The sequence below is a fragment of the Salmonella sp. SAL04214 genome, assembly GCF_046550615.1.
GTDB classification, from domain to species: Bacteria; Pseudomonadota; Gammaproteobacteria; order Enterobacterales; family Enterobacteriaceae; genus Salmonella; species Salmonella enterica.
The window spans coordinates 175,185-188,454 of the sequence record NZ_JBGDXT010000001.1; the positions used below are offsets into that span (position 1 = coordinate 175,185).

At 52.5% G+C, this 13,270-nt stretch carries 9 protein-coding genes and 1 tRNA gene; 5 read left to right on the top strand and 5 right to left on the bottom strand.

Annotated elements, in window-relative coordinates:
- Positions 1 to 28: 28 nt before the first annotated feature.
- On the top strand, positions 29 to 1,165 hold the full coding sequence (gene rlmG, locus ACLJQD_RS00880) for a 23S rRNA (guanine(1835)-N(2))-methyltransferase RlmG (RefSeq protein ID WP_017441489.1): 1,137 nt from the start codon (positions 29 to 31) through the stop codon (positions 1,163 to 1,165).
- 80 nt (positions 1,166 to 1,245) lie between these two features.
- Here the strand turns inward: rlmG and ACLJQD_RS00885 are convergent, their stop codons facing one another.
- Both ACLJQD_RS00885 and ygjG read right to left on the bottom strand, forming a co-directional pair.
- Positions 1,246 to 3,264, bottom strand: a complete 2,019-nt coding sequence (locus tag ACLJQD_RS00885) for an NADPH-dependent 2,4-dienoyl-CoA reductase (protein ID WP_017441490.1) — start codon at positions 3,262 to 3,264, stop codon at positions 1,246 to 1,248.
- A 170-nt stretch (positions 3,265 to 3,434) separates the two neighbouring features.
- Complete coding sequence (gene ygjG, locus ACLJQD_RS00890) at positions 3,435 to 4,814, bottom strand: putrescine aminotransferase (RefSeq protein ID WP_001520281.1); 1,380 nt, start codon at positions 4,812 to 4,814, stop codon at positions 3,435 to 3,437.
- A 429-nt stretch (positions 4,815 to 5,243) separates the two neighbouring features.
- On the opposite strand from ygjG, the gene ACLJQD_RS00895 reads away from it, so the two are divergent.
- Both ACLJQD_RS00895 and ACLJQD_RS00900 read left to right on the top strand, forming a co-directional pair.
- On the top strand, positions 5,244 to 6,764 hold the full coding sequence (locus ACLJQD_RS00895; protein ID WP_000094642.1) for a PAS domain-containing methyl-accepting chemotaxis protein: 1,521 nt from the start codon (positions 5,244 to 5,246) through the stop codon (positions 6,762 to 6,764).
- A gap of 387 nt (positions 6,765 to 7,151) precedes the next feature.
- Entirely contained in the window at positions 7,152 to 8,720 is a 1,569-nt protein-coding gene (locus tag ACLJQD_RS00900; protein ID WP_017441491.1) for a methyl-accepting chemotaxis protein, read from the top strand.
- On the opposite strand, the gene ACLJQD_RS00905 is transcribed toward ACLJQD_RS00900, so the two are convergent.
- Positions 8,717 to 9,364, bottom strand: coding sequence for a PadR family transcriptional regulator (locus ACLJQD_RS00905; protein WP_086016390.1), 648 nt, complete (start codon positions 9,362 to 9,364; stop codon positions 8,717 to 8,719). The two genes, ACLJQD_RS00900 and ACLJQD_RS00905, sit on opposite strands and share 4 nt — an antisense overlap.
- A gap of 231 nt (positions 9,365 to 9,595) precedes the next feature.
- Here ACLJQD_RS00905 and ACLJQD_RS00910 point away from each other — a divergent pair, with 231 nt between their 5' ends.
- On the top strand, positions 9,596 to 10,363 hold the full coding sequence (locus tag ACLJQD_RS00910) for a siderophore-interacting protein (RefSeq protein ID WP_017441493.1): 768 nt from the start codon (positions 9,596 to 9,598) through the stop codon (positions 10,361 to 10,363).
- Positions 10,364 to 10,442: 79 nt separating this feature from the next.
- On the opposite strand, the gene ACLJQD_RS00915 is transcribed toward ACLJQD_RS00910, so the two are convergent.
- Positions 10,443 to 10,518 (bottom strand) — tRNA-Ile (locus ACLJQD_RS00915).
- Positions 10,519 to 10,643: 125 nt separating this feature from the next.
- Between ACLJQD_RS00915 and mug the strand changes: the two genes are divergently transcribed.
- On the top strand, positions 10,644 to 11,150 hold the full coding sequence (gene mug / locus ACLJQD_RS00920; RefSeq protein WP_000237776.1) for a G/U mismatch-specific DNA glycosylase: 507 nt from the start codon (positions 10,644 to 10,646) through the stop codon (positions 11,148 to 11,150).
- A gap of 123 nt (positions 11,151 to 11,273) precedes the next feature.
- On the opposite strand, the gene rpoD is transcribed toward mug, so the two are convergent.
- The gene (gene rpoD, locus ACLJQD_RS00925; protein ID WP_001120159.1) at positions 11,274 to 13,256 is read right to left on the bottom strand and encodes an RNA polymerase sigma factor RpoD; all 1,983 of its coding nucleotides are present in this window, start codon (positions 13,254 to 13,256) and stop codon (positions 11,274 to 11,276) included.
- Between the last annotated feature and the right edge of the window lie 14 nt (positions 13,257 to 13,270).

Here is a 13,270-nt window from a genome sequence, read left to right on the forward strand (position 1 = left end):
GCTGCAATTTTACCATTCAGGAGGCCTAATGAGCCACGTAGACGACGGTTTCCGTTCACTGACGCTGAAACGTTTTCCGCAAACGGATGATGTTAACCCGCTTCTGGCGTGGGAGGCGGCCGATGAGTATCTGCTGCAACAGTTGGATGAGACGGAAATTCGCGGCCCGGTGCTGATCCTGAATGATACGTTTGGCGCGCTAAGCTGTGCGCTGGCGGAGCATTCGCCATACAGTATTGGCGATTCGTATTTAAGCGAACTGGGTACGCGAGAGAATTTACGCCATAACGGCATCGCGGAGTCCAGCGTAACGTTTCTCGACAGTACCGCTGACTACCCGCAGGCGCCGGGCGTGGTATTGATTAAGGTACCGAAAACGCTGGCGTTGCTGGAACAGCAGTTACGCGCTTTGCGTAAGGTCGTTACGGCGCAAACGCGTATTATCGCCGGCGCGAAAGCGCGAGATATTCATACCTCTACGCTGGAACTGTTTGAAAAAGTGCTGGGCCCAACCACGACGACGCTGGCGTGGAAGAAAGCGCGCCTGATTAACTGTACCTTCAGTCATCCGCAACTGGCCGACGCGCCGCAAACGCTAAGCTGGAAACTGGAAGATACAGGCTGGACGATTCACAACCACGCGAATGTGTTTTCTCGTACCGGATTGGATATCGGCGCGCGCTTCTTTATGCAGCATTTGCCGGAAAACCTCGACGGGGAGATTGTCGATCTCGGCTGCGGCAATGGGGTGATTGGCCTGAGCTTACTGGCGAAAAATCCACAGGCGAACGTGGTATTTGTCGATGAATCGCCGATGGCGGTAGGTTCCAGCCGTTTGAATGTAGAAACGAACCTGCCGGAAGCGTTCGAACGCTGCGAATTTATGATCAACAACGCGCTCTCCGGCGTGGAGCCGTTCCGTTTTAACGCTGTGTTCTGCAACCCGCCGTTCCACCAGAAACATGCGCTGACGGATAATATCGCCTGGGAGATGTTCCATCATGCCCGCCGCTGCCTGAAAATCAACGGCGAACTGTATATTGTGGCGAACCGCCATCTGGACTATTTCCACAAGCTGAAGAAGATTTTCGGTAATTGCGCGACGATAGCAACCAACAATAAATTTGTTATTTTGAAAGCGGTGAAGCAGGGACGCCGTCGATAAGGCGCTCAAGCGTCATACCGGCCTATAAAACCGGTATGACGGCGTAAGCCCGATAAGCGCAGCGCCATCAGGCAAAGTCGTTAAATCTCCAGCGCCAGTCGGGTGCCCTGGGCAATCGCCCGTCGGGCATCCAGCTCCATCGCGACATCGCATCCGCCGATAAGATGTACCGTTTTACCTGCGGCGCGTAACGGGTCCGCCAGCTCGCGGCGAGGTTCCTGTCCGGCGCAGATCACCACATGATCCACTTCCAGCAACTGCGGTTCGCCGCCGATCAAGAGATGTAATCCGTCGTCGTCGATCTTCTGGTAACTGACCGCCGGGATCATCTTCACGCCGCGCGCCAGTAACGTCGCGCGATGGATCCAGCCGGTGGTTTTTCCTAATCCTTCGCCCGGCTTGCTGGCTTTGCGTTGCAGCATGACGATTTGCCGTGGACTACGTGCCAGGCGCGGGCCTTCCGGACGCAGACCGCCTGCCTGCTGCAGGCTGGTATCAATTCCCCATTCCGTACAAAATTCAGCAATATTTTGGCTGGTGGATTCGCCGTGCTGGCTCAGATACATGGCCGTGTCAAAACCGATCCCGCCGCAGCCGATGATCGCCACTCGTTTACCAACCGGCGCCTTATCGCGCAATACCTCCAGGTAGGTCAATGCCTTTGGATGATCGATACCGTCTATCGGCGGGCGTCGCGGTACTATTCCGCAGGCGAGGATCGCTTCGTCAAACGGCTGAAGATCCTCTGCGTTCACCCGTTGGTTCAGTTTCAGCGTAACGCCAGTAACATCGATCATTCGACGGTAGTAGCGCAGCGTTTCGTAAAACTCCTCTTTACCCGGGATCTGCCTGGCGATAGTAAACTGACCGCCAATTTCACTCTGGGCGTCAAACAGCGTGACATGATGGCCGCGCGACGCGGCGTTAATCGCGAAAGCCAGCCCCGCCGGGCCTGCGCCGACAACGGCCAGGTTCTTTTTGCGTATGACCGGCGTTATCGGCATGTGAGTTTCGTGACAGGCGCGCGGGTTCACCAGACAGGAGGTCACTTTGCCGATAAAGATCCGATCCAGACAGGCCTGATTACAGCCGATACAGGTGTTGATCTCATCTGCACGTCCGGATTGCGCTTTAGTCAGGAATTCGGCATCGGCAAGGAAGGGACGCGCCATCGACACCATATCGGCATCGCCGCGCGTCAGGATCGTCTCGGCGACCTGCGGATCGTTAATGCGATTAGTCGCGATCAGCGGAACCGACACATGACCTTTGAGTTTCCGCGTCACCCAGCTAAAAGCGCCACGCGGTACTGGCGTGGCGATGGTCGGGATTCGCGCCTCATGCCAGCCAATGCCGGTATTAATTAGGCTTGCGCCTGCGGCTTCAATGGCTTGCGCCAGTTGTACCGTTTCGTCGAACGTGCCGCCATTTTCCACCAGATCGAGCATCGACAGGCGATAGATAATAATAAAGTCGTTCCCTACCCGCTGGCGTACCGCGCGTACTACCTCAACCGCGAAGCGCATACGGCTGGTATAGTCGCCGCCCCATTCGTCATCGCGATGGTTAGTTCGCCGGGTGAGAAATTCATTAATCAGATAGCCCTCTGATCCCATCACCTCTACGCCGTCGTAGCCTGCTTCCCGCGCCAGTTGCGCGCAATGCGCGAAGTCGTCGATTAACTGCAAGATTTCATCATGCGTCAGTTCGTGCGGCATAAAGCGGTTGATTGGCGCCTGAATTGCCGACGGAGCGACCAGGTGCGGCTGATAGCTGTAACGTCCGGTGTGCAGAATTTGCAGCGCGATTTTACCGCCTTGCGCATGTACGGCATCGGTCACCACGCGGTGAGGCGTTAACTGGCTGGCATCGTTCAGCATCGCGCCGCCGGTCATCACGACCCCGGAGGGAACGGGCGCAATACCGCCGGTGACGATTAACGCTACGCCGTGTCGCGCGCGCTCGGCATAAAATGCCGCCAGGCGCTCGGCGCCATCAGGATGTTCTTCCAGACCCGTGTGCATCGATCCCATCAGCACGCGGTTTCTGAGAGTAGTAAAGCCCAGATCGAGCGGGGCGAACAGCGATGGGTAGCTCATAAGCGTATCCAGTATGTAAAATTATTGTTATGTGGTCGGATGAGTTACTACTGTAGCCGTCGCGAGGTAAAAGGGAAAAGGGGAATGTGGTGATTGTGATGGGATTCAAAAAAGAGGCCGCGACCCGGGGAAAACAGGCCGGATAAGCATAGCGCCATCCGGCATCGTTTTTAAACCTCTTCAACGCTCACCTGCATCGCCGCCAGCGCATTACGCGCTGATTTCAATACCTGTTCGCACAGTTCAATGGTTAGCGTGAGCGGTGGCTCGATACGAATTGTTTTCGCATTATTCAGCGTACCAGCGACCAGCACGCGTTGACGGAACATCTCACTGGCAAAACGGTAGCCCGTTTCGTTATCGACAAATTCAATGGCCATCAACATACCTTTGCCGCGCGCATCGTGTACCAGATTGGGATATTCACGCGCAAGTTGTCGAAAACCATCCAGGAGCGTATCGCCTTTTTGTTCCGCCTGGGCCGGGAGATTTTGCTCCAGCAGGACGTTAATGGTCGCCAGCGCGGCAGCACAAGCCAGTGGATTACCGCCAAAAGTGGTGGTATGCAGGAAGGGGTTGTCGAACAGAACCGAAAACACCTCTTCAGTCGCGATGGTGGCGCCAATCGGCATCACGCCGCCGCCCAGGGCTTTCGCCAGACACAGAATATCAGGCTGCACATTTTCGTGCTCACAGGCAAACATCTTGCCGGTACGCCCCATGCCGGTTTGTACTTCATCCAGAATCATCAGCGCGCCGAATTCGTCACAGAGCTTACGTACCTCTGTCAGGTATCCCTGCGGCGGCAGGATCACGCCGCCTTCACCCTGAATAGGCTCCAGAATCACGGCTGCTATCTCGTCGCCCGTTTTTTTGCCTTCGCTAAATGCCATGCTCATCGCGTCGATATTGCCAAACGGCACATGGCGGAAGCCCGGCAGTAAAGGCATAAAGGGTCTGCGGAAGGTGGATTTGGCCGTGGCGGAGAGCGCGCCCAATGATTTGCCATGAAATGCGCCGCTGGTGGCGATAAAGGTAAACTTGCCGCGCGGCGACTGATACGCTTTTGCCAGTTTTAGCGCCGCTTCGACGGATTCGGTGCCGCTGTTACAGAAAAAGCTGTACTTGAGTTTCCCCGGTGTCAGCGCCGCCAGCGTTTTTGCCAGCATCGCCCGCAAGGGATCAAGTAACTCCTGGCTGTGGAGAGGTTGTTTTGCGAGTTGATTCTGGACGGCGGATACCACAACAGGATTACGGTGCCCCACGTTAAAGATGCCAAACCCCCCAAGACAGTCGATAAACTCCTGCCCCTGGGTGTCGACAAGCGTATTCAAACTGCCCGCTTGCCACTCTACGGCTCCGTAATCCCCGCCGGCGGTAACAGATTTCCGGTATTCCAGAAATCCTGGATTTACATGCTCTTTAAAGTAGTCAATGACCTCTCGGTTTAGTGCTTTCATTTCCTCATGGTTTAGCGTTCGCTTCTCGATGAGATTCAGTGCGTGCGCGCTACAGGCCAAAGCCGATGCGCTGGAAGGTAACCTGTTCAAAATGAGCTCCAGAGGGCCGTGTATCACATGATACTGAATTAAGTATTGCAGGGATTAGCGGGGGTCTAAGCCCATAGTGAAAATCGGGATAAACACCAGGAATAATCACATTTACACAACATTTAATGTCACGTATTAACAATTGGATGCATTTTGAGCAGATCTTGTTTTACGGTTTACGGTGTGTTGCGTTAGCGGCGGCGTGAGAAAAAGGTGAGCCAGGGCAGATTTTAAAGAAAAAGGTTGTCTACGCTAAACAATTTCATAATGAAAATAAGGCGCAGGATGAGGTGAAAATCGTACAAATATTAAGGATTAATCGCAAATTGCGATCCAGAGCAATTTTAACAACTAAAGATAAATAGATTAGCGCCGAAATAACATCTGAGCGAAAAATTAACATCCAGATAACCTGCACAGGACGCTATCATGTCTTCTCATCCCTACGTCAGCCAGCTAAATACCCCGCTGGATGATGATACCACTCTGATGTCTACGACCGACCTGGAAAGCTATATCACTCACGCCAATGACACTTTTGTCCAGGTGAGCGGCTATCAGTTAAACGAGTTACTGGCGCAGCCACATAATCTGGTGCGTCATCCGGATATGCCGAAAGCTGCCTTCGCAGATATGTGGTACACCCTAAAACAGGGCGAACCGTGGAGCGGCATTGTGAAAAACCGGCGTAAAAACGGCGACCATTACTGGGTGCGGGCCAACGCGGTACCGATGATACGTGAAGGGCGTGTGACGGGATATATGTCGATCCGTACCCGCGCCACGGATGATGAGATTGCCGCCGTCGAGCCTTTATATCAGGCGCTAAATGAAGGGCGGTGTAGTAAACGTATTCATAAAGGCCTGGTGGTTCGTCAGGGGTTGCTGGGCAAACTGCCCGCTATGCCTGTTCGCTGGCGAGTGCGTAGTATTATGGGGCTAATGGCCGTAATGCTGGCGTTGGCGCTGTTCGGTACGGATGCCTCATGGCAGGCGTTGTTGTTGGGCGCGTTGGCGATGCTGGCAGGTACGGCGCTATTTGAATGGCAAATTGTGCGTCCCATTGAAAATGTGGCGACGCAGGCGCTGAAAGTGGCGACCGGCGAACGCAACAGCGTACAACATCTTAATCGTAGCGATGAGTTGGGGCTGATGCTGAGGGCCGTGGGGCAGCTTGGCTTGATGTGCCGCTGGCTGATCAATGACGTATCAAGTCAGGTTTCCAGCGTCAGAAACGGCAGTGAAAGGCTGGCGAAGGGTAACAATGATCTGAACGAACACACCCGTCAGACCGTGGAGAATGTTCAGGAAACGGTAACGACCATGAACCAGATGGCGGAGTCCGTGAAGCTCAATTCCGAGACGGCTTCCGCTGCGGATAAGCTTTCCATGGCGGCCAGTAGCGCGGCGACTCAGGGAGGTGAGGCGATGGATACGGTGATTAAAACGATGGATGATATCGCTCACAGTACGCAACGTATCGGGACGATCACCACGCTAATTAACGATATCGCTTTTCAGACGAATATCCTGGCGCTGAATGCGGCGGTAGAAGCGGCGAGAGCAGGCGAGCAGGGGAAAGGGTTTGCCGTGGTTGCTGGCGAGGTACGCCATCTTGCCAGCCGCAGCGCTAACGCGGCGAACGATATTCGTAAATTAATTGACGCCAGCGCAACGAAGGTGCAGTCAGGCTCCGAGCAGGTGCACGCCGCAGGCCGTACCATGGATGACATTGTAGCCCAGGTGCAAAATGTCACCCTGCTTATCGCACGGATCAGTCAGTCGACGCAGGAACAGACAGATGGGCTTTCCAGCCTGACTCGCGCCGTGGACGAGTTGAACCGCATAACCCAAAAAAATGCGGCGCTGGTGGAAGAGAGCGCACAAGTCTCCGCAATGGTAAAACACCGTGCCAGCCGGCTGGAGGATGCGGTCACGGTACTGCATTAAGTTTATTTGTAGGTAGCAACGGTAATGACATACGCCCGGTAGCAATAAGCTTACCGGGCGGATGCGCTCTGATAGAAGGCGGTGCCTGCCATCATAGAGAGTACCAGTGGCCTGTGATGTTAAAAATAATGTGATATTTATTCCTTCTCCCTTGCCTACCTATTAATAGGTATAAACTCAGTTAATAAATAAGAAATGGTTAACCTTTTAGCGTATTTCTTTCATTATTAGTGCCAATTTATGTCACTTTTGGTTCATCTTTCTGTGAACAATAAATATTACTTACTAATAATGTTCCGAAATAAAAAGCGATCAATATCATAAAGTTAGTAACATTATTGCCGATAAATCTTCCTGTATGAGGATATGCAATCCCAGGGAGAAAATATGTTTTTGCATAACATTAAAATACGTTCAAAATTATTTATGGCCTTTGGCTTATTCATTGTTCTCATGGTGGTGAGTTCCGCTCTGTCTTTGTTTAGCCTTGATCGGGCTAATACGGGTATGCAGGACATTATTACCAATGATTATCCCACCACGGTAAAAGCCAATCTGTTAATCGATAATTTTAATGATTTCATCATCGCGCAGCAGCTCATGTTACTGGATGAAGAGGGGCGCTGGAGCCAGAGCTCGCAGAAAGAACTCAGTGAGATAAGCCAGCGCATTTCGGCGCTACTGGATGAGCTTTCCAGGGAAAATAGTCACGATGCGGCTTCGCAGAAAATCATTAATGAGATCCGTGAAGCGCGCCAGCAATACCTGGAGTCCAGATTCCGTATTTTGAAAGATATTCAAAGCAATAATCGTCAGGCGGCCATTCAGGAGATGATGACCAGAACGGTGCAGGTGCAAAAAGTCTATAAGGACAAAGTCCAGGAACTTATCGCTGTTCAGGACGCGCAGATGCATGAAGCGAGCGTGCAGGTCAAAGAGGATTTTAAAAATAATCGGACGCTGTTAATCACTTTGGCGCTGATAAGCATCGCCGCCGGAGGCGTAATGGGATGGTATATTGTGCGTTCTATTACCCGGCCGCTTGATGACGCAGTACGCTTTGCCGAGGCGATTGCCGATGGCGATCTGACTCGTCATATCACCACCGACTATAAAGATGAAACAGGCGTACTACTCCAAGCATTAATGGCGATGAAAACGCGTCTGCTGGATATCGTACAGGAAGTGCAAAACGGTTCGGAGAGTATCTCCACGGCGGCGGCGCAAATTGTCGCCGGTAACCAGGATTTGGCGGCGCGTACGGAAGAGCAGGCCAGCTCGGTTGAAGAAACGGCGGCGTCGATGGAACAGATTACCGCCACGGTTAAAAACACAGCCGATCATACCAGTGAAGCGACCAAACTCTCTGCCGGCGCCGCCAGCGTAGTGAAAAACAATGGGGAGATGATGAATCAAGTGACGCAGAAAATGCGCGTCATTAACGACACGGCAAATCGTATGTCGGATATCATCAATATCATTGATTCCATTGCCTTTCAGACCAATATTCTGGCGCTGAACGCGGCGGTTGAAGCGGCGCGCGCGGGCGAACATGGGCGTGGTTTTGCCGTTGTCGCCGGAGAGGTTCGCCAGTTGGCGCAAAAGAGCGCCTCGTCAGCCAGTGAAATCCGTAATTTGATTGAAGATTCAACCAGTCAGACTCAGGAAGGGATGCACCTGGTGGAGAAAGCCAGCGCCCTGATTAATGGCATGGTGGATAACGTCGAAGAGATGGATGTGATATTACGTGAGATTGGGCAGGCCAGCCGCGAGCAAACTGACGGTATTTCGCAGATTAACAGCGCGATTGGCCTGATTGACGCCGCCACGCAACAAAACTCCTGCCTTGTGGAAGAGTCTGTTGCCGCCGCGGCGTCGCTGAACGAACAGGCGTTACATTTAAAAGAGCTGGTTAACGTGTTCCGCGTCCGCGAAGAGGACACGCAGCCCGCTTAATCTAGTTCGGCGATTTCCAGCGCCGCGCGATCAATCACGCCGATAATGCGTTTGATTTGCGCGTCGTTGATATCGCTGTGGTTTATCCGCAGATCCAGCACGGCCTTGAAGTTATCCAGCGCCCGCTTCATCTGCGGATTTTTACGTAACTCCATGCCCACACAACGGGCTTTTAGCCGCGCCTGAATATGCGTCAGGTGTTCGCAATTTTCATCAAGCCATTGCGCGCCGTTCGCGGTAATCGCGATTTTTTTCCGCCCGCCTTCTTCGTCGCTAATCGTGATAAATTGCTGATCCTGTAAAAAATCCAGCGTAGGGTAGATCACGCCAGCGCTTGGCGTATAGCCGCCCCCCGTCAGGTTTTCTATCGCTTTAATCAGTTCATAGCCGTGGCTGGCGTCCCGGGTCAGGATATCAAGAATGACCAGCCGAAGTTCCCCGTGGCCAAAAAATCGCTGACGTCGACCACCGCCCTGTCCATGACGACCACAGCCGTGTCCGTGACGGTGTTCGCCGCCGCAACTGGCGTTCTCATGCTGATGCGCGCTATGGCAGCCTTCATGCTGATGTTCTCGATCTTTACAGCAGCCGTCGTGCTTATGATCCCGGTTTTTGCAACACCCTTCATGTTGATTTTGCATCATTGCCTCCTGCTTATTTAGATATATCTAATTTATATCTAAATGATGGGTTTTAGCAAGGGTAAAAGAGATTGTTTATATAAGCTATTAATTTATAATGTTTTATTTTAAGGTTATAGTTAGCGACGTGTTGCCAGGACACTATCAAAAAACAGTTGCATTTTTACTGATTAACAATCATTATCATTTAAAACTTTAATTTAGATATATCGTATTACTTCACGAAGGCAAAAAATGACGACATCATCCGTACGCTACCCACAACGTGTTCGTAATGAACTGCGTTTTCGCGAGCTGACCGTTCTGCGGGTAGAACGTATTAGCGCAGGATTTCAGCGGATCGTACTTGGCGGCGAGGCGCTGGACGGTTTCACCTCCCTGGGCTTTGACGATCACACGAAAGTTTTTTTCCCTGAGCCAGGCTGTCGCTTTACGCTCCCGACAGTCACTGAGGAAGGCATTATCTGGGGGGAGGGCGTTCGTCCGGTCTCCAGGGATTACACGCCGCTGTATGACGAGGCGCGTCGCGAGCTGGCGCTGGATTTCTTTATCCACGATGGCGGCGTAGCCAGCCGTTGGGCAATGGAAGCCCGTGAAGGCGATACACTGACGATCGGCGGGCCGCGCGGTTCGCTGGTGGTGCCGGAAGATTATGCTTGTCAGGTTTATGTCTGCGATGAGTCCGGTATGCCTGCGCTACGTCGTCGTCTGGAATCGCTTAGCCGTCTGCCTGCGCGCCCTGCGGTAACCGCGCTGGTGAGCATTCAGGATGCGGCATACCGCGATTATCTCGCCCATTTGACGGATATTACTGTGGAATATGTTGTTGGCGGCGATGAACAGGCAATGCAAACGCGCCTGTCGCAGCTGACAATACCAGAATCAGACTATTTCATCTGGATTACTGGCGAAGGCAAAACGGTAAAACGTTTAAGTCAGTGCTTTGAAAAGGGGTTTGATCCACACCTGGTACGTGCGGCAGCCTATTGGCATCGTAAATAGCGGTATGGGGCGAGCCCTGTCAGAAACAAAAAAGCCACTCTTTAGAGTGGCTTAATTATATGATTTTAAAGCTAAAATTTGGTGGCCCCTGCTGGACTTGAACCAGCGACCAAGCGATTATGAGTCGCCTGCTCTAACCACTGAGCTAAGGGGCCGTGGCGGTGGATTATAATGTAACTTTACGCTGTAATCCAGCCGTAACCGTGCGGGTGCTGTTTTTATAAACAATGTGTTTTCAACCCGTTATACTTAAAGAACGTTGTATTGCTCAGGAGTAATAATGGTTAAGGACATACTGGCGCCAGGGCTACGGGTGGTTTTTTGCGGCATCAATCCGGGACTCTCCTCGGCGAATACCGGCTTTCCGTTTGCACATCCCGCGAATCGTTTTTGGAAAGTTATTCATTTGGCCGGTTTCACCGATCGGCAGTTGAAACCGGAAGAGGCGGAAAAATTACTGGATTTTCGCTGCGGGGTAACGAAACTCGTCGACCGACCGACGGTACAAGCGACTGAGGTGAAGTTGCATGAATTACGTAGCGGCGGACGCAACCTGATTGAAAAGATAGAGGACTATCAGCCCGCGGCGCTGGCGGTGCTTGGTAAACAGGCTTTTGAACAGGGATTCAGCCAGCGCGGTATCGCCTGGGGTAAACAAAAGATCGCCATTGGCGCGACGATGGTGTGGGTGTTGCCGAATCCCAGCGGCTTAAACCGAATTAAAACGGAAAAACTGGTCGAGGCCTATCGCGAACTGGATCAAGCGCTCATTATGCGTGGGCTATAGCAATGGGGAATGAGGGCGCGAATACTCGCGCTGTGTAGAAATTCTGCAGGCCAAATAGGGCGCTTGCGCATGGCCTGATAAAAAAACGCCGCCTTGCGGCGGCGTTTATACGTGTACGGCGAATTAATCGTCGAGGAAGCTGCGCAGCACTTCAGAACGGCTCGGGTGGCGCAGTTTACGCAGCGCCTTCGCTTCGATCTGACGGATACGTTCGCGGGTAACATCGAACTGTTTACCCACTTCTTCCAGCGTGTGGTCGGTGTTCATATCGATACCGAAACGCATACGCAGCACTTTCGCTTCACGAGCGGTCAGGCCAGCCAAAACGTCGTGAGTGGCGGCACGCAGGCTCTCGGTAGTGGCAGAGTCCAGCGGCAGCTCGAGGGTGGTATCCTCGATGAAATCACCCAGATGCGAATCTTCATCGTCGCCGATCGGCGTTTCCATGGAGATTGGCTCTTTGGCAATCTTCAGCACCTTACGAATTTTATCTTCCGGCATCAGCATCCGTTCAGCCAGCTCTTCCGGCGTTGGCTCGCGGCCCATCTCTTGCAGCATCTGGCGAGAAATACGGTTGAGCTTGTTGATGGTCTCAATCATATGCACCGGAATACGGATGGTGCGCGCCTGATCGGCGATAGAGCGGGTGATCGCCTGACGAATCCACCAGGTAGCGTAGGTGGAGAACTTGTAACCACGACGGTATTCAAATTTATCTACCGCTTTCATCAGACCGATGTTGCCTTCCTGAATCAGGTCAAGGAACTGCAAGCCACGGTTGGTGTATTTCTTAGCGATAGAAATAACCAGACGCAAGTTCGCTTCAACCATCTCTTTCTTAGCACGGCGGGCTTTCGCTTCCCCGATAGACATGCGACGGTTGATGTCTTTCACCTGTTCGATGGTCAGACCGGTCTCTTCTTCAATCTGCCGCAGTTTTTGCAGACAGCGTTGCACTTCTTCCGCGACATCGTGCAGTTTTTCCGACCACGGTTTGTTCATCGCGATAGCGGCGTTGAACCAGGTTTCGCTGGTTTCGTTACCGGTAAACAGCGTGATAAAGTTCTTCTTCGGCATTTTGCACTGCTCGACGCAGAGCTTCATGATCAGACGTTCCTGAGTACGCACGCGATCCATCATCACGCGCATACTGTTGACCAGATAGTCGAATTGCTTCGGTACCAGACGGAACTGTTTGAACACTTCAGACAGCTTCAGAATCTCTTCCTGCGCGGCAGCATGGCTGCGGCCTTTCGCTTTGATGGTGTCGCGCGTAACGACGTATTGCGCGCGCAGCTCAGCGAATTTTTCGCGTGCCAGTTCAGGGTCAATGCTGTTGTCGTCATCGGCGGCGTCATCGTCGCCGTCTTCTTCATCTTCGTCTTCGTCATCATCCAGGTCTTCCTGGGAGAGTTCAGAACCGACGTGAGTTGCGGTCGGCGCCATCTCTTCTTCCGCGTTCGGATCGACAAAGCCGGTGATAAGATCGGACAAACGAGCCTCTTCAGCCTCAACGCGATCGTACTGTTCCAGCAGATAGGTAATGGCTTCCGGGTATTCGGCAACGGAGCATTGAACCTGGTTGATCCCGTCTTCGATACGTTTAGCGATGTCGATTTCGCCTTCCCGGGTCAACAGTTCAACAGTGCCCATTTCACGCATATACATGCGTACCGGGTCAGTCGTACGACCGATTTCAGACTCAACACTGGACAGAACTTGTGCAGCAGCTTCTTCCGCATCTTCATCGGTGCTGGTGGTATTTTCAGCCAGCAGCAGATCATCGGCATCAGGCGCTTCTTCCATTACCTGAATACCCATGTCGTTGATCATTTGGATGATATCTTCAATTTGATCTGAATCGACGATATCTTCCGGCAGATGGTCATTGACCTCAGCATAGGTCAGATAGCCTTGCTCCTTACCACGGGTGACAAGAAGTTTCAGCTGTGACTGCGGGTTTTGCTCCATAAGACGGTATCCACACTTATTCGTTTGATTGGTGTCGACGGTATAGCTGTCGACATTTAAAGCGAGGGCATACTTATATTTTGGCCGCTGCCTCTCACTGCGGCTGTCGGGGGCTTCCCGATCGATATGCGGCATTTAAGCCGTTAAAT